Annotated in this window: 18 protein-coding genes and 2 pseudogenes; 10 read left to right on the top strand and 10 right to left on the bottom strand. The window is 71.0% G+C overall.

What is annotated here, in order from left to right; genetic code table 11:
• Positions 1-72 precede the first annotated feature (72 nt).
• A complete protein-coding gene (locus ACH4E7_RS24060) occupies positions 73-444 on the top strand; it encodes a BlaI/MecI/CopY family transcriptional regulator (protein WP_396251083.1) in 372 nt (123 codons plus the stop codon).
• 271 nt (positions 445-715) lie between these two features.
• Here the strand turns inward: ACH4E7_RS24060 and ACH4E7_RS24055 are convergent, their stop codons facing one another.
• On the bottom strand, positions 716-1,675 hold the full coding sequence (locus tag ACH4E7_RS24055) for a GlxA family transcriptional regulator (protein ID WP_396251082.1): 960 nt from the start codon (positions 1,673-1,675) through the stop codon (positions 716-718).
• A 109-nt stretch (positions 1,676-1,784) separates the two neighbouring features.
• On the opposite strand from ACH4E7_RS24055, the gene ACH4E7_RS24050 reads away from it, so the two are divergent.
• Positions 1,785-2,738 (top strand): NADP-dependent oxidoreductase, encoded by a 954-nt coding sequence (locus tag ACH4E7_RS24050; protein WP_396251081.1) that lies wholly within the window; start codon positions 1,785-1,787, stop codon positions 2,736-2,738.
• Between the two features lie 11 nt (positions 2,739-2,749).
• On the opposite strand, the gene ACH4E7_RS24045 is transcribed toward ACH4E7_RS24050, so the two are convergent.
• Positions 2,750-3,820: an NlpC/P60 family protein gene (locus ACH4E7_RS24045; RefSeq protein ID WP_396251080.1), complete on the bottom strand. Its 1,071-nt coding sequence runs from the start codon at positions 3,818-3,820 to the stop codon at positions 2,750-2,752.
• Positions 3,821-4,180: 360 nt separating this feature from the next.
• On the opposite strand from ACH4E7_RS24045, the gene ACH4E7_RS24040 reads away from it, so the two are divergent.
• The 3 genes from ACH4E7_RS24040 to meaB are packed head-to-tail and all read left to right on the top strand — an operon-like array spanning position 4,181 to position 9,276.
• A complete protein-coding gene (locus ACH4E7_RS24040) occupies positions 4,181-6,076 on the top strand; it encodes a methylmalonyl-CoA mutase subunit beta (protein ID WP_396251079.1) in 1,896 nt (631 codons plus the stop codon).
• Positions 6,073-8,277 (top strand): methylmalonyl-CoA mutase, encoded by a 2,205-nt coding sequence (gene scpA, locus ACH4E7_RS24035; protein WP_396251078.1) that lies wholly within the window; start codon positions 6,073-6,075, stop codon positions 8,275-8,277. The genes ACH4E7_RS24040 and scpA overlap by 4 nt, the downstream gene beginning before the upstream one ends.
• Positions 8,278-8,289: 12 nt before the next feature.
• Positions 8,290-9,276: a methylmalonyl Co-A mutase-associated GTPase MeaB gene (gene meaB, locus ACH4E7_RS24030; protein WP_396251077.1), complete on the top strand. Its 987-nt coding sequence runs from the start codon at positions 8,290-8,292 to the stop codon at positions 9,274-9,276.
• 79 nt (positions 9,277-9,355) lie between these two features.
• Here the strand turns inward: meaB and ACH4E7_RS24025 are convergent, their stop codons facing one another.
• The gene (locus ACH4E7_RS24025) at positions 9,356-9,760 is read right to left on the bottom strand and encodes an ATP-binding protein (RefSeq protein ID WP_396251249.1); all 405 of its coding nucleotides are present in this window, start codon (positions 9,758-9,760) and stop codon (positions 9,356-9,358) included.
• 215 nt (positions 9,761-9,975) lie between these two features.
• Here ACH4E7_RS24025 and ACH4E7_RS24020 point away from each other — a divergent pair, with 215 nt between their 5' ends.
• Positions 9,976-11,304, top strand: a complete 1,329-nt coding sequence (locus ACH4E7_RS24020; protein ID WP_396251076.1) for a helix-turn-helix domain-containing protein — start codon at positions 9,976-9,978, stop codon at positions 11,302-11,304.
• A gap of 11 nt (positions 11,305-11,315) precedes the next feature.
• Positions 11,316-11,789: a hypothetical protein gene (locus ACH4E7_RS24015; RefSeq protein ID WP_396251075.1), complete on the top strand. Its 474-nt coding sequence runs from the start codon at positions 11,316-11,318 to the stop codon at positions 11,787-11,789.
• 477 nt (positions 11,790-12,266) lie between these two features.
• Here ACH4E7_RS24015 and ACH4E7_RS24010 read toward each other — a convergent pair.
• Positions 12,267-12,424: pseudogene (locus ACH4E7_RS24010) on the bottom strand (pyroglutamyl-peptidase I); the annotation flags it as partial.
• A gap of 188 nt (positions 12,425-12,612) precedes the next feature.
• On the opposite strand from ACH4E7_RS24010, the gene ACH4E7_RS24005 reads away from it, so the two are divergent.
• Entirely contained in the window at positions 12,613-13,416 is an 804-nt protein-coding gene (locus tag ACH4E7_RS24005) for a hypothetical protein (protein WP_396251074.1), read from the top strand.
• Between the two features lie 115 nt (positions 13,417-13,531).
• Positions 13,532-13,663, top strand: a pseudogene (locus ACH4E7_RS24000) (DUF6087 family protein); the annotation flags it as partial.
• A 24-nt stretch (positions 13,664-13,687) separates the two neighbouring features.
• On the opposite strand, the gene ACH4E7_RS23995 reads toward ACH4E7_RS24000, so the two are convergent.
• Entirely contained in the window at positions 13,688-14,209 is a 522-nt protein-coding gene (locus ACH4E7_RS23995) for a hypothetical protein (RefSeq protein ID WP_396251073.1), read from the bottom strand.
• Between the two features lie 152 nt (positions 14,210-14,361).
• Here ACH4E7_RS23995 and ACH4E7_RS23990 point away from each other — a divergent pair, with 152 nt between their 5' ends.
• Positions 14,362-15,027 carry a nitroreductase gene (locus tag ACH4E7_RS23990; protein ID WP_396251072.1) on the top strand — a complete coding sequence of 222 codons (666 nt, stop codon included), beginning with the start codon at positions 14,362-14,364 and terminating at the stop codon, positions 15,025-15,027.
• Positions 15,028-15,349: 322 nt separating this feature from the next.
• Here the strand turns inward: ACH4E7_RS23990 and ACH4E7_RS23985 are convergent, their stop codons facing one another.
• From ACH4E7_RS23985 to ACH4E7_RS23965, 5 genes are all read right to left on the bottom strand, one after another.
• Positions 15,350-15,961, bottom strand: a complete 612-nt coding sequence (locus ACH4E7_RS23985) for a hypothetical protein (protein WP_396251071.1) — start codon at positions 15,959-15,961, stop codon at positions 15,350-15,352.
• Positions 15,962-15,991: 30 nt separating this feature from the next.
• The gene (locus tag ACH4E7_RS23980) at positions 15,992-17,131 is read right to left on the bottom strand and encodes a DUF4157 domain-containing protein (RefSeq protein ID WP_396251070.1); all 1,140 of its coding nucleotides are present in this window, start codon (positions 17,129-17,131) and stop codon (positions 15,992-15,994) included.
• Between the two features lie 315 nt (positions 17,132-17,446).
• Positions 17,447-18,478 (bottom strand): glycosyltransferase family 2 protein, encoded by a 1,032-nt coding sequence (locus ACH4E7_RS23975; RefSeq protein WP_396251069.1) that lies wholly within the window; start codon positions 18,476-18,478, stop codon positions 17,447-17,449.
• 250 nt (positions 18,479-18,728) lie between these two features.
• On the bottom strand, positions 18,729-19,331 hold the full coding sequence (locus tag ACH4E7_RS23970) for a superoxide dismutase (protein WP_396251068.1): 603 nt from the start codon (positions 19,329-19,331) through the stop codon (positions 18,729-18,731).
• A gap of 158 nt (positions 19,332-19,489) precedes the next feature.
• The gene (locus ACH4E7_RS23965) at positions 19,490-19,945 is read right to left on the bottom strand and encodes a DUF5990 family protein (RefSeq protein ID WP_396251067.1); all 456 of its coding nucleotides are present in this window, start codon (positions 19,943-19,945) and stop codon (positions 19,490-19,492) included.
• Between the last annotated feature and the right edge of the window lie 469 nt (positions 19,946-20,414).

The raw sequence follows: 20,414 nt of genomic DNA, 5'->3' as shown, positions 1-20,414 counted from the left end.
TCGCCGTAGCATGGGCCGCGTTCCAGCGGGCGAAGGGCGCCGGCGGCCGGTGCGACAAAGGGAGCCACGGCAGTGCTACGGGGGTTCGGCGATCTTGAGGCCGAGATCATGGACCGGCTCTGGTCCTGGGGCCGTCCGGCAACGGTGCGCGAGGTGGTCGACGACCTCCGGCAGCAGCGGCCGGTCGCGTACACCACCGTCACCACCGTCGCCGACATCCTGCACACCAAGGGCTGGCTGCGCCGGGACAAGGTCGGCCGCGCCTGGGTGTACGAGCCGACCTGCACCCGCGAGGCGTACACCGCCCAGCTGATGCACCAGGCGCTGGAGACCACCCCGGACCGGGCGGGCGCGCTGCTGCACTTCGTCGACCGGATGAGCGGGGACGAGGCCTCCGCGCTGCTCGCCGCCCTCGAGCAGGTCAAGGCCCGGGACACCGAGTGACCCTTGCCCTGCTCGGCCTCTACCTCGCCGTGACCGGCGTCCTGCTGCCCCGCCGGTTGGCCGGCTCCGCCCGGCTCCAGGCCCGTCCGGCCCTGGGCGCGACCCTGTGGCTGGCGCTGATGGCCTCGTTCACCGTCGCCCTGGTGCTCGCGGCGCACCACGCGCTGGAACCCGCCGCCCACGAACCGGCCGGGCTGCTGGGCCTGCTCCCCCACCTCGAACCGGCCGGGCCGGTCGCCCGGGCCGTCTCGCGCGGGCGGGTTCGGTTCCTTCAGGCCGGGCGGAACGTCCGCCGGTACGCCTGCGGTCCCACCCCGATGGCCGCGCGCAGGTGTTGGCGCAGCGACGCGCCCGTGCCGAGGCCCGAGCGCTGGGCGACCAGCGGGACGGGCCAGTCGGTCGTCTCCAGGTAGTGGCGGGCGAGGTCCACGCGCCGGCTGATCAGCCACTGGGCCGGGGTGGTGCCGGTCTCCTCGCGAAAGCGGCGGGAGAAGGTGCGCACGCTGGTGTGGGCGTGGGCGGCCAGGTCGGCGAGGGTGAGCGGCTCGGCGAGGTGTTCCAGGGCCCAGGCCTGGGTGGCGGCGGTGCCGGCGGCGGAGGGTTCGGGGACGGGACGGCGGATGTACTGGGCCTGGCCGCCCTCGCGCCAGGGCGGGACGATGCAGGAGCGGGCCACCTCATTGGCGACCCGGCTGCCGTGGTCGCGGCGGACCAGGTGCAGGCAGAGGTCGATGCCGGCGGCGACCCCGGCCGAGGTGAGGACGTCGCCGTCGTCGACGAACAGGACGTCCGGGTCGATCCGCGCGGTGGTGACCATCCGCTGCAGCCGGTCGGCCTCCAGCCAGTGGGTGGTGGCCCGGCGCCGGTCGAGCAGGCCGGCGGCGGCCAGCAGGAAACTCGCGGTGCAGATGGCCACGATCCGGGTGCCGGGGCAAATCGCGGCCAGCGCCGTCCGCAGATCCTCGGGCAGGGTGCCGTGCTCGCGGAGGCCGCCGAGCGACAGCGCGGGTGGGATGACCACGGTGTCGACCTCGGCGAGCAGCGCGGCGTCCCGGGAGATCGCGAGGTCGAAGTCGGCGGCGGAGCGGACCGGACCGCCGTCCAGGCTGCAGGTGGTGACGGTGTAGAGCGGGCTGCCCGTCTCGTCCCGCGCGGCGCCGAAGATTCTGGCCGGGATGCCGAGCTCGAAGGGGAAGACGCCGTCCAGGGCGAGTACGCCGACGTGGTGCATGGCCGGATCCTTTCACCACGTGGCCGTCGCGCCACCACCAGGGGCCTTCGCAGACCGGCACTCTGACGACGCGCCCGGAACCACGGGCCCGTGATCGGAGGAGTACGACATGTCCCACACCATGCGCGCCGTCTCGCAGGACACCGCCGGCGGCCCGGAGGTGCTGCGGCTGGTGGAGACCGCCCGCCCGGAGCCCGGCCGGGGCGAGATCCTGGTGCGGGTGCACGCCGCCGGGGTCAACCCGGCCGACTGGAAGACCCGTTCGCGCGGCACCTTCGTCAACGGCGGCACGCCCCCGTTCATCCTCGGCTGGGACGTCTCGGGCGTGGTGGAGTCGGTCGGCTACGGCGTGACGATCTTCCGCCCCGGCGACGAGGTGTACGGCATGCCGAGCTTCCCGAACCCGGCCGGCGCCTACGCCGACTACGTCGCCGCTCCCGCCCGGCACTTCGCGCCCCGCCCGAAGGGCCTGACCCACGTCGAGGCGGCCGGCCTGCCGCTGGCCGCGCTCACCGCCTGGCAGGCCCTGGTGGACACCGCCGACGTCCGGCCCGGGCAACGGGTGCTGATCCACGCCGCCGCGGGCGGGGTCGGCCACCTCGCCGTCCAGATCGCCAAGGCCCGCGGCGCGTACGTCATCGGCACCGCGAGCGGCGCCAAGCACGAGCTGCTGCGCGAACTGGGCGCGGACGAGCTGGTCGACTACCGCACCCGGGACGTCGCCGAGGCCGTCCGCGAGGTCGACGTCGTCCTCGACCCCGTCGGCGGCGCCAGCTGGTCCCGCTCCCTGCGCTCCCTGCGCCCCGGCGGCACCCTGGTCTCCATCGAACCGCCGACCGACGCCTTCCCCCTCGCCGAGGCCGAGGCCGTCGGCGTCCGCGCCGTCTTCATGCTGGTCGAACCCGACCAGCAGGGCCTGCGGGAGATCTCCCACCTGGTCGACACCGGCCGCCTGCGCGTCCTGGTCGACACCACCCTCCCGCTGGCCCGGGCCGCCGAGGCCCACCGCCTGGGCGAACTGGGCCGCGCCACCGGGAAGATCGTCCTCTCCGTGACGGACTGACCGCTGACCGGCTACGGGCGGACGGCGCCTACGTAGGGCATGGCGTCGATGGGGAGGACCTCGACGTTCTTGCCGGTGCGGGGGGCGTGGATCATCTTGCCGTCGCCGATGTAGATACCGACGTGGTGGATGTCGCCGTAGAAGAAGACCAGGTCGCCGGGCTGGAGATCGGCGCGGCTGATGCGGGCGCCGGCGTTCCACTGGTCCTGGGAGATCCGGGGGAGCTTGACGTTGGCCGCGCGGTAGGCGGCGCCGGTGAGGCCGGAGCAGTCCCAGCTGTCGGGGCCGGTGGCGCTCCACTGGTAGGGCTTGCCCAGCTGGGCATAGGCGAACTGGATGATGGCGGCGGCGCGGCCGCTGGCCGGCGGGGCCGGGGCGTTCAGGTCCGTCCGCGCCGCGGAGCGGGAGGCGCGGTCCGCGGCGGCGGCCTTCTGGGCCTCGGCCTTGGCCTTCTCGGCGGCCTGCTGGGCGTTGGCCTTGGCGCGATCCTCGGCGCTCAGCTTGTTGAGCGTGGCCTGGGCCTGGGCGAGCTTGGTCTGGATCTGCTTCTTCTTCTCCGCCAGCTCGGTGCCGACCGAGTCGAGCTGGGCGAGCGTGGCGGTGGCCTCGGCGCGGCTCTGGTCGAGCTTGCGCTGCTCCTCTTGGGCCTGCTTGAGCAGGGAGGTCTGCGTATCGGCGACCTGGTTCTGCACCGAGGCGCGCTCCAGGTAGGCGGCCGGGTCGGAGTCGAGCATCAGCTGGACGGACGGGTCGATGCCGTTGCTGCGGTACTGGTCGGCGGCCACGCCGCCGAGCCGGGTGCGCAGTTCGTTCATCGCCTCCTGGCCGCGGGCGACCTTCTCCTGGATCTTGTTGGCGTCGCCCTGCAGCTTCTGCTGCTTCTCCTGGACGCCGTTGTACTGCTCGATGGCCTGCTCGGCCTCCTCGTTGAGCTTGTCCACCTGCTCCTTGACGGAGGCGAGCGTCGGGGTCGGCTCGGCGTGGGCGGTGCCGGCGGCGAGCACCGCGCCGCCGGCCATCGCCGTGGTGAGGACCGCCAGGCGGGCCCGGCTCGGGGGGCTGGGCTTGCGGCGCTTTCCCATCGCGATGGCTCTCCTTCGGGGACGGATGACGGACATTCATGGAACGCCTTTGGGGCGTTCGCGGGTTCATTCGAGGCGTCGGCGGACGCGAAAGGGGGACGGCGAAGGACAGGCGGGGACGTACGGGGGATGCCGCCCCCGCCCACCTTCTTCTAAGGAACTTAATAGATGAGTGGTGGGGTTCCGCAATCCCCCTGATCCGGGCACGTGCGGGCGATCGATCACGTGCCGTGACACCGGCATCGCGACACTCCTCGACGGGAGGAGTGCTTTCCTGATGCCAAAGGTTGCCTAAATCGAGAAGAAGGTCACACGCGACTCCCCTCCTGCCGGTCCGCGAACGGGCGCTAACCTGCGGACATGAAGGTCCCGCCCGAAGGGCTCCCCCTCGCCGCCGAGTTCCCGGCCGCGCACCGTGAGCAGTGGCAGCAGCTCGTCGAGGGCGTGCTGCGCAAGTCCGGTGCCCAGCCCGAGGACGGCGCTGCCGCCGAGCAGGCGCTCGGCACCGCGCTCCAGGACGGCCTGCGCGCGCGCCCGCTGTACACCGCCGAGGACAGCTCGGCCGAGCCCGGCTACCCCGGCTTCCCGCCGTTCGTCCGCGGCGGACGGCCGCAGGGCTCCGCCATCGCCGGATGGGACGTCCGTCAGCGGCACGCCGACCCCGACCGGCGGCGCACCAACGAGGCGGTCCTCGCGGACCTGGAGAACGGCGTCGGCTCGCTCTGGCTGGAGCTGGGCGGCGCGGGCCTGCCGGTGTCGGCCCTGCCCGAGGCACTCACCGGGGTGTACCTGGACCTGGCCGCCGTGGCGCTCGACGCCGGCCCCGAATTCGCGGACGCCGCCGAGCAGTTGTTCAAGCTGTACGAGGATCGCGAGGTCTCCCCCGCCTCCGCCGCCGGCAACCTCGGCGCCGACCCGCTCGGCCTCCAGGCCCGCACCGGCGACGCGGCCCGTACGGACGCGCTGCTGGCCGAGGCCACCGCACTGGCCGCCGGCTGCGCCGCCGACTACCCCAACGTCCGGGCCCTCACCGTCGACGCCCTGCCCTACCACGAGGCCGGCGCCTCCCCCGCCCAGGAGCTGGGCTGCTCGCTGGCCACCGGCGTCGCCTACCTGCGCGCGCTGACCGCCGCCGGGCTGTCGGTGGACGCCGCGCTCGGCCAGCTGGAGTTCCGCTTCGCCGCGGACGCCGACCAGTTCCTGACCATCGCCAAGTTCCGTGCCGCGCGCCGCCTCTGGGCCCGCGTCGCCGAGGTGTCCGGCGCCTCCGCCGAGGCCTCGGCGCAGCGCCAGCACGCCGTCACCTCCCGGGTGATGATGACCGCCCGCGACCCGTGGGTGAACATGCTGCGCACCACCGTGGCCTGCCTGGCCGCCGGGGTCGGCGGCGCCGACGCCGTCACCGTGCTGCCCTTCGACAGCGCACTCGGCCTCCCCGACGCCTTCGCCCGCCGGATCGCCCGCAACACCCAGTCGATCCTGCTGGAGGAGTCCCACCTGGCCCGGGTGATCGACCCGGCCGGCGGCTCCTGGTACGTCGAGCAGCTGGGCGAGGAGCTGGCACAGGCCGCCTGGGCCTGGTTCCAGGCGATCGAGCGGGCCGGCGGCCAGCGCGCCGCCCTCGACTCGGGCCTGGTCGAGCAGCGGATCGCCGCGGCCTGGGCCGAGCGCTCCGTGAAGCTCGCCAAGCGGCGCGAACCGGTCACCGGCGTCAGCGAGTTCCCGCACCTGGACGAGCAGCCGCTGGTCCGCGAGCCGGCCCCGGCCGGCGCCACGGGCGGCCTGCCGCAGGTGCGCCGCGCCGAGGCGTACGAGGCGCTGCGCGACCGCTCGGACGCGGTGCTCGCCGCCACGGGCGAGCGGCCGAAGCTGTTCCTGGCCTCGATCGGCACCGCCGCCGCGCACACCGCGCGCACCACCTTCTCGGCCAACCTGTTCCAGGCGGGCGGCATCGCGACGGCTTCGGCCGAGGGTGTCGACCCGGCGGCGTTCGCCGCGGCGTTCACCGCCTCCGGCGCCACCGTCGCCTGCCTGTGCTCCAGCGACGCCCTGTACGCCGAGCACGCCGAGGCGGTCGCCGCCGCGCTCAGGGCGGCCGGCGCCCGGCGGGTGCTGCTGGCCGGGCGGCTCGCCGAAGTGCCCGCCGGGGTCGACGAGTTCATCCACGCGGGCGGGGACGCGGTCGCCGTCCTGACCTCCCTGCTGGACCAGATCACCGGTGCGAGCAGCGCCGACGAGGACAAGGTGACGCGATGATCCCCGACTTCACCGGAATCGGGCTGAACGGCGACGCCGCCTCGGACGTCACCGACGCCCAGTGGCAGGGCGCCTGGCGCCAGTCCACCGGCAAGGACGTCGACGAGCTGGTCTGGGACACCCCCGAGGGCATCGGCGTCAAGCCGCTGTACACCGCGGCGGACCTGGCCGGCCTGGACTTCCTGGAGACGTACCCCGGCATCGCCCCGTACCTGCGCGGGCCGTACCCGACCATGTACGTCAACCAGCCCTGGACCGTCCGCCAGTACGCCGGCTTCTCGACCGCCGAGGAGTCCAACGCGTTCTACCGCCGCAACCTGGCGGCCGGCCAGAAGGGCCTCTCGGTCGCCTTCGACCTGCCGACCCACCGCGGCTACGACAGCGACCACCCGCGCGTGACCGGCGACGTCGGCATGGCGGGCGTCGCCATCGACTCGATCTACGACATGCGCCAGCTGTTCGACGGCATCCCGCTGGACAGGATGTCGGTGTCGATGACCATGAACGGCGCCGTGCTGCCCGTCCTCGCGCTGTACATCGTCGCGGCCGAGGAGCAGGGCGTACCGCCGGAGAAGCTGGCGGGGACCATCCAGAACGACATCCTCAAGGAGTTCATGGTCCGCAACACCTACATCTACCCGCCGCAGCCGTCGATGCGGATCATCTCGGACATCTTCGCGTACACCTCGCAGAAGATGCCCCGGTACAACTCGATCTCCATCTCCGGCTACCACATCCAGGAGGCCGGCGCGACGGCCGACCTGGAGCTGGCCTACACCCTGGCCGACGGGGTGGAGTACCTGCGCGCGGGCCTGGACGTGGGGCTGGACGTGGACGCCTTCGCGCCGCGGCTGTCGTTCTTCTGGGCGATCGGCATGAACTTCTTCATGGAGGTCGCCAAGCTGCGCGCGGCCCGGCTGCTGTGGGCCAAGCTGGTCAAGCAGTTCGACCCGAAGAACCCCAAGTCGCTGTCGCTGCGCACCCATTCGCAGACCTCGGGATGGTCGCTCACCGCCCAGGACGTGTTCAACAACGTCACGCGGACGTGCGTCGAGGCGATGGCCGCGACCCAGGGCCACACCCAGTCGCTGCACACCAACGCCCTGGACGAGGCGCTGGCGCTGCCCACCGACTTCTCCGCCCGCATCGCCCGCAACACCCAGCTGCTGCTGCAGCAGGAGTCGGGCACCTGCCGGGTCATCGACCCGTGGGGCGGCTCGGCGTACGTCGAGAAGCTGACGAACGACCTGGCGGCGCGCTCCTGGCAGCACATCCAGGAGGTCGAGGCGGCCGGCGGCATGGCCAAGGCCATCGACGCGGGCATCCCGAAGATGCGCGTCGAGGAGGCCGCCGCCCGCACCCAGGCGCGCATCGACTCCGGCCGCCAGCCGGTGATCGGCGTCAACAAGTACCGGGTCGAGAGCGACGAGCAGATCGAGGTGCTCAAGGTCGACAACTCCGCGGTGCGGGCCCGGCAGATCGAGAAGCTGCGGCGGCTGCGCGAGGAGCGCGACGAGGCCGCCACGCAGGACGCGCTGAACGCGCTGACCCGCGCCGCCGAGGCCGGTCCGCAGCGCGGCGGCTCGCTGGACGGCAACCTGCTGCACCTGGCCGTCAACGCGGCCCGGGCCAAGGCCACCGTCGGCGAGATCTCGGACGCCCTGGAGAAGGTGTACGGCCGACACTCCGGCCAGATCCGTACCATCTCCGGTGTGTACCGAGACGAAGCCGGCCCGTCGGCCCCCCTCCAGCGCACCCGTGACCTGGTCGAGCGGTTCGAGCAGGCCGAGGGCCGCCGCCCGCGCATCCTGGTCGCCAAGATGGGCCAGGACGGCCACGACCGCGGCCAGAAGGTGATCGCCACCGCCTTCGCCGACCTCGGCTTCACGGTGGACGTCGGCCCGCTGTTCCAGACCCCGGCCGAGGTCGCCCGCCAGGCCGTCGAGGCGGACGTGCACATCGTCGGCGTCTCCTCGCTGGCCGCCGGCCACCTCACCCTGGTGCCCGCGCTGCGCGCCGAACTCACCGCGGCGGGCCGGGAGGACATCACCATCGTGGTCGGCGGGGTCATCCCCCCGCAGGACTTCGACGCCCTCTACGAGGCGGGCGCGGCGGCGGTCTTCCCGCCCGGCACGGTCATTCCCGACGCGGCGTTCGACCTGCTGAAGTCGCTGGCGGCCGATCTCGGCCACGAGCTGTGAGCCTCTGATCGCATGCCTCCGCGGACGATCGACCTCGACAGCTATGTGACGGGTGTCCTGGACGGCTCGCGCGCCTGGATCGCGCGCGCCGTCACCCTCGTCGAGTCCACCCGGCCCGACCACCGCACGCTCGCGCAGCAGCTGTTGCAACGGCTGCTGCCGCACGCGGGCGGGGCCGTCCGGGTGGGCATCACGGGCGTGCCCGGTGTCGGCAAGTCGACCTTCATCGACTCCTTCGGCACCATGCTGACGGGCCTCGGCCACCGGGTCGCGGTGCTCGCCGTCGACCCGACGTCGAGCCGGACGGGCGGCTCCATCCTGGGCGACAAGACCCGGATGGAGCGCCTGGCGGTCGACCCTCAGGCCTTCGTCCGGCCGTCGCCGACCTCGGGGACGCTGGGCGGGGTCGCCAAGGCCACCCGGGAGTCGATGGTGGTGATGGAGGCAGCGGGGTACGACGTCGTACTGATCGAAACCGTCGGCGTCGGCCAGTCCGAAACCGCCGTGGCCGGGATGGTCGACACCTTCCTCCTCCTCAGCCTCGCCCGCACTGGCGACCAGCTCCAGGGCATCAAGAAGGGCGTGCTGGAGCTGGCGGACGTCATCGCCGTCAACAAGGCCGACGGCCCGCACGAGCGCGACGCCAAGGCGGCGGCGCGCGAACTCTCCGGTGCCCTACGCCTGTTGCAGGCGCCGGACGCGGCCTGGACTCCCCCGGTACTCACCTGCAGCGGGCTCGACGGCGCTGGCCTCGACGTGCTGTGGGAACGCCTCCAGCAGCACCGTAAGGTCCTCGACGCAACGGGCGCCCTGGCCGCCAAGCGCCGCGAACAGCAGGTCGAGTGGACGTGGGCGATGGTCCACGACCAGCTGTACGCGAGGTTGCACGAGCACCCGGAGGTCCAGCGGCTCACCCCGTCGCTGGAAGCCCAGGTCCGCGCCGGCACCCTGCCTGCGGGATTGGCAGCACAGCAAATCCTGGACGCCTTCTTCGGCTAACGATCACACCCCGACACGAAGCCGGCCACCACCGCGGCCGAGAAGAGCACCCACCACACGAGCCGCCCGACGGTCGCCACTACGCCACCTCGGGCAGAGCTCGAAGGTCGTCCGCCGTGCCCCACCCATGCGTGGGGCACGGCGCTTCGGCGGTTTCCAGGTACTCGAACCACACCACCTTGCCCACCTCAGCCGCGCACCAGCCCCACGCATGCGCCAGCGCCTCCACGAGCAACAACCCACGACCGCCAGTCGATTCAGCATCACGCTCCCGATGCGGGAGCTCCGGACACCGATCAGCGACCTCCACCCTCACCCGCCCAGCACGGCGGCGGACGGTCACGACACAGCGCTCCTTGGTGTGCACCAGCGCATTGGCAATCACCTCGCTCGCACACAGCTCGACTTCCTGAAGCGCATCCTCCGAGAGCGACACACCCCACTCTCGCAGGATCGCCATGACGAGCCGCCGCGCCGCAGGCACAGCATCCGCCCCTGGCGGCACACCCCACTCCAGCGGTACCGGAAATCGAGCATTGCTCAGTGGACTGACCACCACAAAGACCCTCCAAGCCAGCCGGGCAGGTAACTGCCAGCGCAGAGCCGGGCGTCGGTGTCTCGATAGCTGTCGAGGCACCGACGCACAAGCGATTCCTTACCGTCAGTCAACAATCCGTCACAGCCGTGAGACCATTGATCATGCGGCGTCCGCATACGGGTATGCGGGCGCCGCATCGGAGTGCGTCCGTTGACGCGGCAGTGCTTGTAGCGTTAGGTGGGCTGTTGAACTGGAATTCGACAGTGGTCCGGGAGGCATCCCGGACTGGGAACTACGGCAAAGTCATCGAGCTGGCGCGAACCCATCGACGCATGACACAGGCGCAGCTGGGTGAAGCGTGCGGTCTGTCGCAATCTGCGATCTCACGCTTGGAGAAGCGGAGCATCGGCCCGTATGCCATGGATGTGCTGCTGCGGGTGTCGCAGAACTTGGGCATTCCAGCTCCCCTGCTCGGGTTGGCAGAATCCACAGTGCAGGCAAGAATCGGAACTGAGAGCGTGGAAAGACGTCAATTTCTGGGAGCAGCAGCCGCATTCGCGGTGTCGCCCGCGCTCGCAGTCATCGCCGGTCCCACCGACGAGTCCGAGCAACAGGCTGCTGCACTCCGGCTTGCCACAACGTCCTACCGCCGACTGGACGGATCGACGCCCTCGCGAGAACTTGCCGATGCAGCCCGGTCCCATCTTCGGCTGATCCAGGGGCTGGCTGGCGCAGCGCAGACCGCTACCCATCGGATCAGGCTCGCCGCCGTCGCGAGCGAGGCGGCGAGCCTGAACGCATGGCTGGCATGGGACATGGGCGACCACGGATCTGCGCGATCGTTCTACGGGGCTGCTATCAATGCCGCCCGATCGGGGGCAAGTCCTCTCCTGGTTGCCTACCAAACCGGAAGCCTTGCGCAGTTCGAAGCACACACCGGCAACGGAATCCAGGCGATCAGCCTTGCGAAGCGAGCTCGTAGCATTCTGGAGCCTGGCTCTCCCGCAGTCGCCGACGCATGGCTGTCGTCAGTGGAGGCCCTCGGGCACGCAGCCACAGGTGATCAGCGGAGTGCCGACCGCGCATTGACACGCAGCCGAGCGGCGGTCCATGCCAACACCGAAGATGAACCGCCTCCTTGGCCATGGGTGTTCAGCTTCGATGAGACCAAGGTTGCCGGTTTCAGAGTGACCTGCGGCGCCAAACTCGGACTCTCCAAGTGGATCTCGGATAGCGCAGGCCCCGTTCTCGCCACCGGTCACGCGAAACAGCGCGCGCTTCTGATCCTGGATGTCGCGGCAGGCCATCTCGCCTCAGGGCGGATCGAGGCGGCATTCGCACTCGCGATGCAGGCTCTGGAGGTCGGTCTCCAGTACCGCTCAGGGCGAATCATCGAACGGAGCCGCTCACTTCGACGGACGTTCAACACTTCCTCGCCGCCCAAGGTCGTGCGGGAGTTTGATGAGCGCATGCACGACGTCTATCTCTAGGAAGGAATCCGATGCGGATCGGGATCACGGGGCACCGAGGGCTGACGACCGAGGTCGAGGGGCAGGTACGGCAGCTACTCAAAGACGCTCTCGCGCGCGAGAACCCGAACGAACTGACCGTCGTGTCCTGCATTGCGGACGGGCCGGACGCGTGGTTGGCAGAGATCGCGCTTGAGCGGGGTGCACAACTGGAGGCCGTCATTCCGGCCGATCAGTACCGGGATGGGCTGCCGCAGTGGCACCACGCCACCTACGACCGGCTCTTGGAGTCCGCCATAGCCGTTCACCGGACCGGGCACGTGGAGTCCGACGAAGCTGCCCACATGGTGGGCAGCGAAGTCCTCGTCCAGCAGATCGACAAGCTCCTCGCCGTCTGGGACGGCCTGCCCGCCCGTGGCTACGGCGGCACGGCGGACGTGGTCGCCTATGCACAGGATCGCGGCGTTCCGGTTGAGGTGTTGTGGCCACAGGGGGCACACCGATGAGTGGGCCTGGCTGCGGGATCGGCTTTCGGAATGCGGTCCATTCACCGCACTTCAGCTGGATCTCCCGCAGACGTGCGCCAGGACGTGTCTGAGGTACTCCGCTCGATCGGATAGCAACGTGATGCTGAGGACGATCCGGTCGCCGTCAAGCGGAAGGAACACCTGGCCCGTGACGGGCAGTGCGGTGACCCGCAGCTGGAATCCTCCCAGGCGGATGCCGGTAGTCTGCTCGTACTCGCGCAGGACGTCCCGCATCCTGGGAAGGGCACGAGTGGGTCTGGTGGCGTGCGCGACCTCACGCTTACGCGCGGCACTCCACCGGTGAAGGGCCACGAAGTTCTCCTCGACGACCCTGTCGAACGGGCCGTCCGGCAGCATCGGGGGGCCCGCTTCCTGGCGCCCAGTGACGTCCAGGATGCGGTCCCACCAGTGCTGCCAGAGTCGATCGGTCCCGCCGTCGACCCGCACGGCGGAACCGACGTGGTTGCAGACGAACGTTCCCACGGTGTGCGACAGAGAGGCGGGCAGGCCGGCCTCCCGGACGGCGGCCACGCACGCCTTGACGGGCAGAGGGTCGCGAAGTAGGCCGCGGGGCCGCCGGGGACTACGGGCCGGTCGACCGGCTGCCGACCCGAGGGAGGGCGCCGTGCCAGGGGGATCCGCGACCGTCGCAGACCTGATCAGGATGTCTCGGGAAAGGAAGGGTTGGTCGCAGCCCAGACTCGGTCGCGAACTCGGCGAAGCGGAAGGGAAGGGCGGCGCGGGACCGGATCGTGGCCAGGTCTCCCGCTGGGAGCGCGGAGGACGCGTCCCGAAGTACTGGATGCCTTACCTGATCTCGGTTCTGGGCATCGACCCAGCAGAAACGGTAAGCAGCCCGCCAACTGGTCAGGAAGAGACCGGAACTGGCGATACCGTGGATTCCGTCATCGAGCTGAGCCGGAGGGACGTGGTGGATCGCCGGGGATTCGTAGCCGCCTCCAGCGCCTACGCGCTCGCGGCGCTGGGCCTGCCTGATCCCGACGCCGTACTCCGCCGTGTGCGGCTCAAGTCCGGTGGAAAGGTCCAAGTCGGCCGGGGCGAGGTCGCAGCGATCCGCCAAATGACCAAGTCACTCGGCGACGCTGCGGCGGAACTCGGCGGCGGACACGCCCGCCACCTCGCCGTCCGCTACCTCCACGACGACGTCGCCCCCTGGCTGGACGGCACCTGGAGCGAAGCCGTCGGCCGCCAGCTTTTCGCGGCAACCGCACAACTAGTCCACCTGGCCGGATGGATGGCTCAGGACGAAGGCAACCAGGACGCCGCCCAGCAGTACTACGCCCATTCGTTCCGCCTGGCCTCCGAGGCCGGCGACGCCGAACTGGCCGCCACTGCTCTTCGCGGCCTCGCCGTCCAGGCCCCGCCGCACCCGCGCAATCGTCCTCGCCGACCTTGGCACCGTCCGCCTCCGCCAGGACGACATCGACGGCGCTCTCGCGTCCTGGAACGACTTCCTCGACTGCGCGGACGGATTCGCTCCATCAAGGTTCAGGACGCCGTCAACGACATGCGCGCCCGCCTCTACCGCCTCCGCGACGTACCCGGCGTCGAGGAACTGGATGAGCGAGCCTCAGCGTTGGAGTGAATCGTGGAAGACGCGAACGAGCCGCTGGAGTTGTGGGCTGCTCGCGGGGAGGCTCTCCGTCATCCGGTCGGCGAGTTGAAGGCAGTCCGGTTGGACGGCCGGGAAGCCTTCTCACGTCAGTCCGTCCGAACCTCGTCTGATCCTGCGATGGGACGGCGTGGAGTGGGCCCCGGAGAGCATTGCGGACGACTACGCCGCCGCCCAGCGCATCGTGCACGGCATCCGGGGTGACGGGAAGAACCGGTAGGGACATCACGCGGGCTGAACCGCGTCACTCGTAGACGCGGGCCGCGCCAAGCTGCATGGCCACGGAGGCCCACGTGACCGGTTCGATCGGTTGAACACCCGAGAACACCTGTGCCCTGCCGAGCCTGGCACCGAGCCAAGCCTCCCATGACTCCAGGAACCCGGTCAGCGAGGCGCTCGCCCAGCCACCGCCGTCGCCGGCCCACTGTCCCCGGGCTTGCCTGTCCACCCTCCAGGCGCGGTCCCGGGCGTAGTCGGCGGCCAGGCCGCGCAGCAGGGCGCGCAGTTCCCCGGAAGAGGCGACCGGCCTCCGGCCCCCCAGGGGTGCGGGCTCGGCGGGCCCGGCCGACGGAGCGTTCAGCGCACCGAGCAGCTGGTCGGCCAGGCCTGGCCAGCCGGGTTCCGGAGCCCGGTCGGGAAGGGAATCGGCCCAGCGGAGGAGGATGTCGTCGAGCTCCGGCACGTCGGTGCCGGGGTCTTCGAAGCGGCCGATGAGGCTGCGCAGCAGTGCGCGGAAGTCCTCGCCCGTCTTCACGTTGTTCGTCACCGCGCGAGAGTAGGGCCGCAACGACGAGTCGGTCGACCGGATATCGGGGCGGTCGAAGCCCGTCTCTGCCGCTCCGGAGGATCGCACCACCGAGCCGCGTGAGATTCCGATAGAGAGATGGTGGTGATCGTTGAGCGAGAGGACGGGAAGTCGTGGATGTGTACGAGGCCGTGGACAGCCGCCGAGCGGTACGGGCGTTCAGCGATGAGCCGGTGTCCAGAGAGGTTCTCGAACGGGTACTGGCCGCAGCGACGCGGGCTCCGTCGAGTGGGAACCTGCAGCCGTGGCACGTGTATGTCGTAGCCGGCGAGCCCTTGGCCGAGCTGAAGAGGTGCGCGACGGCGCGCGCACTGGCCGGGGACCCGGGCGATGAGCGGGAGTACCCGATGTACCCGGCCGAACTGACCACGCCGTACCTGGACCGGTTTTCCGCCGCAGCCGCCCAGCGCTACCAAGCCCTGGGAATCGAGCGCGACGACCCCGACCGGCCCAGGAAGATCGCCGCCTTGAACTCGGAGGCGTTCGGGGCGCCGGTCGTGCTGTTCTGCTACCTCGACCGGACGATGGGCCCCGGGCAGTGGGGGGACGCCGGGATGTACCTGCAGACGGTCATGCTGCTGCTGAGGGCGGAAGGCTTGCACAGCTGCCCCCAAGTCATGTGGACGATGTACCGCAAGACCGTCAGCGCGGCGGTCGAAGCCGATGACGGTCTGGTGCTGTTCTGCGGTGTCGCGGTGGGGTTCGAGAAGGAAGGCGTGCCGCGGCTTCGTACCGGGCGGGCGGACGTGTCGGAGACGGTGAGTTTCATCGGCGGGTGACCGTGAGGAGGTCGGCAGACCTTGGGGTGAACCGGTGGCAGTCGATCGGCAGGAACCATCCGTCGGCACGGAGCAGTGGCGACAGGCCCGGGAAGTTACCGACGCCTGGCCGCCTGGCGGGTGCGGCGGACGAGGAGGTGGACCTGTTGGACGGCCACGAAGTGCCCCAGTGGCCGCGCCGCCAGGTCCGGCTGACGCTTTGTCCCCCGCGGCCAGGGGGCGGACCCGGCTCGACCGCCGCCGGCCCACCCGTCGCACCGCCTCCCCTCGAAGGCGCTCGCGCCACCCGATCCGGCGCGGGAGCGGCACGAGCGCCACCGGTTCAGCGTCGCATCGGCCGGAACAGGGTGTCGTCGTAGTCCGGAAAGATCACCGGCATCGCGCGACGGAACGCGGCGACCTCCGTGCTCTCCCCCAACTCCCGGCAGAGCGTCTGCGGCCAGTACCAGTAGCCGCGGGAGGCGAGCAGCCGTTCGAGGTAGGCGTCGAACGAGTACCCGGTGTCGTACAGCTCCTCGCCGAAGTAGTGGTAGTGGACGGAGTCGAGGGGGGGAACGAACGCCGCGCAGGCCTCGGGGACGAACATGTCGAAGGGTTTGACGGGGCGGTACTCCTGATCCTGCGGCGAGTGCCAGGTGACGCCGTGCCAATCGGCGAAGACCTCGGGCAGCGGGAGGAGGTTGATGAGGCCCTGGTCCGAGAGGTCGTCGTGGAGGAGCTCGGGGACGGTGTGACGCCACCTCAGGCGGACTGCGCCGACTTCGCGGTAGAAGGCCTCGACGCCGTTCGGGAGGCGGCCGTGGGCCAGGCGGACGGCGAGCTCGATGTCGGATGGTGGGGTCGGTGGTGCGACGGTGGCCTCCAGGAGCTGCACGCGGGGGTTGCGCTCCAGGTCGTCGATCATCGCGGCCAGCCGGGCGCGGGGGGTGGTCACGTACGTCTCCTTCACGGGCGCCAGCAGGTGCTACAGCCGGTTGTTCTCGATCTCCCACGCGTCGCCGTGCAGTTCCGTGCCGGCGGTGTCGTAGACGGTGTACTCGGCCTCGATCTTGCCGGCGAGCCTGGCGGAGTAGTTGGCGTCGATGTCGGCCTCCACCGAGCTCGGGAGCGGCCCGAAGTCCTTCCCGGCCGGGTGGGTGCTGTAGTCGGCCGTCACGGCGTACTCGACCACGTTGCCGTTGGTCAGTACCTCGGCCTTGACGTCCTTCTCGACCTTCGCGTGGTGCGCCGAGTTCGCGGACTTACAGAGTGGGGTCAGGTTGCTCATGGTGTTGCCGGGGCCGCCGACCTGCTCGTTGAGCAGGTGTCCCTGCACCATGTACTTGCTGAACCAGTCGGCGGTCGCGCCGCTCCCGGTCGGCCACCAGGACGGCTGGACGCTCGGCTTGGAGCCCTTGCCGAGCTGGCCGGGCCAGAGTTCGGCATGCATCGAGGTGCCGACGCCGTTTCCGTTCAGCGCACCGTAGGTGATGTACGGCGTTCCGGTGAAGGCGCGTTGTACCGGCAACTCCAGCCCGGGCGTGGGGGCTTGAGCGGCGACCCGCTGGACGGCCGGAGGTATCGTCCGACTCAGCGCCCGGACGGCGTTCGCCTCGGCGGCGCGCTCGAAGCGGTCGCCGGGGTCGCTGACGGACAGTCCGTTGCCCTGGTCGGTACCGGCCACGGGGCCCGAGCGCTGCTGGATGACGTGGGTGAGCTCGTGGGCCAGCGTGTGCTTGTCGGTGCCGCCGTGGCCGAGCACGACGTGCTCGCCGGAGGTGTAGGCGCGGGCGCTGATCTCGGCTGCGGAGCGGGCCGCGGCGGAGTCGTCGTGGATCCGCACGCCGCTGAAGTCGGCGCCCAGGCGGGCCTCCATCTCCGCCCGCACGTCGTCGGCCAGTGGGCGGCCCGGCGACCGCAGCACCTGGTGGACGGTCGAGCGCTGCACGGGGGACCCCGGCTGCCGCTGTTGCCCGAGCAGTTGGACGACGGCTGCGTTGCCGATGGTGCGCTGCAGCGCACGGATCGACTGGAGGTGCAGCGGCGCAGGCTGCTGCCGTGCGGTCGGCCGGCTGTGTTCCCGGCGCTCGGACTGGCCCTGCGTCTTCTGGTCGTGCGCGTGCACATCCACCTCCTGGACAGGCGATTCGAGCCGTAGTCGCGACGTGTCAGAGCCGGTCTACGACGACCTCCGGGGTGCGGGCAAGGACCGGAGGGGCAGTGTCGGGGGCAAGCCTCGGTGGCCCGGCCGGGGCCGAGCCGCTGCCCGCCTCCACGGCCCCGGCAACGTGTCCGGCGTCAAGGAACCGGACGATCGCGTCACCCGGCCGCGTCGGATCCGGTGGAGAGGTGGTGGTCGGCAGACCCTGGGGTGGGCCGGTGGCAGACGACCGGCAGGAACCATCCGCCGGCCGGGAGCAGCGGCGACGGGCCCGGGATCTCACCGACGCCTGACCGCCTGGCGAGTGCGGCGGACGGCGCGGTGCACGCGCTGGACGGCCACGAAGCGGTTCATCGCGTCGGCCAGGGTCAGGCGGTACTTGATCCGTAGCTGGGCGCTCAGGCCGTCCAGCCGGTCGGGGCCGATGGCGCCGAGCAGCCGGCTGACGTGCCGCTGGTAGACCTCCCAGTAGTTGCGGTCGCCGTCCGGGATGGACCAGAAGAACATCGGGATCTCCTCGACCAGGCAGTTCCGGTCGTAGGCGCGCAGGTGCTCGGCGAACGCGGGTTCGGGGCGGGCGAGCAGCCACTCCCGGACCAGTTCCATCGAGCGGACCCGGTCGATCAGGCCGCGCGGGTCGGTCTTCTTCTGGGTGATGGACAGCTCGCCGTCCTCGCGGACCCGCCAGTGGTAGATCGGGTCGGCGAGCACGTCGACCCGCTCGGCGAGGAAGTGGTGGGGCACGCTGACCGGGGCGTCCTCGTACAGGATGCCCTCGGGGTAGCGGATGCCCGCGGCGTCGAAGAAGGAGCGCCGGTAGACCTTGTTCCAGGCGGTGCGGTCGGTGACCAGGGCGGGCAGTTCGCTCACGTGGGTGCGCAGCCGGGTCTCCCGGAACGGGCGGCGGTGGGCGTGCGAGGGGGTGAGGCCGGTGGTGCGCAGCCGCAGCGCGTTGCCGGCGGCGAAGTCGGAGCCGGTCTCGTCCAGCGTGCGGATCATCAGCTCGTACGCGTGCGGCGGCAGGGTGTCGTCACTGTCGACGAAGGCCAGGTAGTCGGTGCCGGGGCTGAGGTGGCGCCAGCCGGTGTTGCGGGCGGCGCCGAGGCCCTTGTTCTCCTGCTGGACCAGCCGGAAGCGCCGGTCCGTGGCGGCGTACGCCGTGGCGATGACCGGCCCGTCGTCGGTCGAACCGTCGTCGACCATGACGCACTCGAAGTCCTCGAACGTCTGTACCGCGATCGAGTCCAGGCACTCCCTGAGGTAGCGCTCGACGTTGTAGATCGGGACGACGACGGAGAGGCGCGGGGCCATCCGGACGGCCTTTCGCTCAGGAGCGGACGGGCCGTACGGCCGCCGACCGCCGGTTACCGGCGGTGGTCCGAGCGTAGCGGCCGGAGGCCGTTTCCGGGCGAACAACGGGTGGCATCAAGCCTTCGTCTCGGTGAGCCGACCGTGTCCGGCGTCAATGCTCCGCGTCGCCCGCGCGCCCCGGTGCCGCCCGGGAGAGGGGGAGGGCCCGGCCCGCCCGACCGGGCCGGGGCCTTCCGTCGCCTGATCCGGGTCAGGCGCTCTTGACCGCCGCGAAGCGGGCCTGGACGTCCCGCCAGTTGACGACGTCCCACAGGCGGGTGACGTAGTCCGGGCGGACGTTGCGGTACTGCAGGTAGTACGCGTGCTCCCAGGCGTCGAAGGCGAGCAGCGGGGTGGTGTTCTGGCCCACGTTGCCGTGGTGGTCGTAGACCTGCTCGACGATCAGGCGCTGACCGAGGGGCTCCCAGGAGAGGATGCCCCAGCCCGAGCCCTGGACGCCGGTGGTGGCGGTTGAGAGCTGCTTCTTGAAGGCCTCGAAGCCGCCGAAGTGCTCGGCGATGGCGTCGGCCAGCTCGCCCTCGGGGCGGTCGCCGCCCTCCGGGGAGAGGTTCTGCCAGAACAGCGAGTGCAGCACGTGGCCGGAGAGGTGGAAGGCGAAGGTCTTCTGCAGGCCGACCAGGCCGCCGAACTGCTCCTTGTCGCGGGCCTCGGCCAGCTGCTCCAGGGTGTCGTTGGCACCCTTCACGTACGCGGCGTGGTGCTTGGAGTGGTGCAGCTCCAGGATCTCGGCCGACATCGCCCGCTCCAGTGCGGAGTAGTCGTACGGCAGGTCGGGAAGCGTGTAGGCGCCCATCAGGACACGGCCCCTTTCGGCAGGTTGAACGACGGTGATCGTGCCGGGGTAACACTATTGCGTATTAGTTGCAGGAGCATACTCTGGGCTCCTGCCTATTCCCGACACCAAGTCGGACACATCGATGGACCCGTCGGCGCCGCTGGAGTACGCGGCGCTCAGCCCCCGGCCGACCAGGTGACCAGCGGCGGGCGGACGGCGGCGCACAGCGGGTGCCCCTTGACGTCCGTCAGGCCGAGGCGGGCCACCAGCAGCCCGCCCGCCATGGCCTCCTCCACGGTGACCGGGTCCACCGCCGCCAGCAGCAGCTTGGCCCGGCGGAACAGCGACCGGGCGCCTGCGCCCCCGGCGACCCAGCTCAGGTAGACGAACCGGCCGCCCGGCCCGCCCTGGACGTACCGGCCGGTGATGTCCACCGCGCCGTCCGGCAGCCGCTTCGCCTCGCACTCCAGCGACCAGCGCGCCCGCGGCGCGTCCCCGGGGTGGGGGTCGAGCAACTCGGCCGGGCGGCCCCGGCGCTGGACGGCGACGTGGATGTCCCGGTACCCCGGGAACCCGGGCCCGGCGCCGCACTCACGGCCCGGCAGGTCGGCGGCCTCGATCCTCAGCTCCATATCTCCATGGTCACCCACGACGGGCGCCCGGAAAAGGTTATAACGAATTCCCCAAGAATTGGCCGCCAATGCGGCGAGGAAATGAAGCACGAGCTGTCAAAGAGGTGTCAGGAACGCTGGATTTCGGTTAGGGTCCAGGGTTAGATGAAGCCGTTCGGCCTTCCGGACCGGATTGCCGAACTTCACCGTCGGCGCGGCCACACCTATTCGCCGTGCCCGAAATCCCGGAATGGAGAGTAGTCATGAAGATGATCAAGGCGCTCGTGAAGAAGTTCAAGAAGGACGAGGACCTGGCCAACCACGCGTGGGTCCTGCACGTCATCTGACGCACCACGGTCGGGGGGGGGGGGGGCGGGGCGCCCCCCCCCCCCCCCCCCCCGTCCCCCCCCCCCCCCCCGCCGGGGGCGGCGGGGGGCCGGAAGAAGCACGGCCCCCGGCCGCCGCCCCACCCGCGTCCGGGCCCCCCCCC

This window comes from Kitasatospora sp. NPDC018058, from assembly GCF_044327205.1.
GTDB lineage: Bacteria > Actinomycetota > Actinomycetes > Streptomycetales > Streptomycetaceae > Kitasatospora.
Note: the sequence above shows the minus strand (reverse complement) of the source record. Positions and strands in the feature narration are given on the sequence as shown.

What these genes read in the sequence shown, in the direction of transcription:
- ACH4E7_RS24055 (WP_396251082.1), bottom strand. Translation starts at nt 1,675, where the DNA reads ATGCACCACGTCGGCGTACTCGCCCTGGACGGCGTCTTCCCCTTCGAG.
- ACH4E7_RS24050 (WP_396251081.1), top strand. Translation starts at nt 1,785, where the DNA reads ATGTCCCACACCATGCGCGCCGTCTCGCAGGACACCGCCGGCGGCCCG.
- ACH4E7_RS24045 (WP_396251080.1), bottom strand. Translation starts at nt 3,820, where the DNA reads ATGGGAAAGCGCCGCAAGCCCAGCCCCCCGAGCCGGGCCCGCCTGGCG.
- ACH4E7_RS24040 (WP_396251079.1), top strand. Translation starts at nt 4,181, where the DNA reads ATGAAGGTCCCGCCCGAAGGGCTCCCCCTCGCCGCCGAGTTCCCGGCC.
- scpA (WP_396251078.1), top strand. Translation starts at nt 6,073, where the DNA reads ATGATCCCCGACTTCACCGGAATCGGGCTGAACGGCGACGCCGCCTCG.
- meaB (WP_396251077.1), top strand. Translation starts at nt 8,290, where the DNA reads ATGCCTCCGCGGACGATCGACCTCGACAGCTATGTGACGGGTGTCCTG.
- ACH4E7_RS24020 (WP_396251076.1), top strand. Translation starts at nt 9,976, where the DNA reads ATGCGGCGTCCGCATACGGGTATGCGGGCGCCGCATCGGAGTGCGTCC.
- ACH4E7_RS24015 (WP_396251075.1), top strand. Translation starts at nt 11,316, where the DNA reads ATGCGGATCGGGATCACGGGGCACCGAGGGCTGACGACCGAGGTCGAG.
- ACH4E7_RS24005 (WP_396251074.1), top strand. Translation starts at nt 12,613, where the DNA reads ATGCCTTACCTGATCTCGGTTCTGGGCATCGACCCAGCAGAAACGGTA.
- ACH4E7_RS23975 (WP_396251069.1), bottom strand. Translation starts at nt 18,478, where the DNA reads ATGGCCCCGCGCCTCTCCGTCGTCGTCCCGATCTACAACGTCGAGCGC.
- ACH4E7_RS23970 (WP_396251068.1), bottom strand. Translation starts at nt 19,331, where the DNA reads ATGGGCGCCTACACGCTTCCCGACCTGCCGTACGACTACTCCGCACTG.
- ACH4E7_RS23965 (WP_396251067.1), bottom strand. Translation starts at nt 19,945, where the DNA reads ATGGAGCTGAGGATCGAGGCCGCCGACCTGCCGGGCCGTGAGTGCGGC.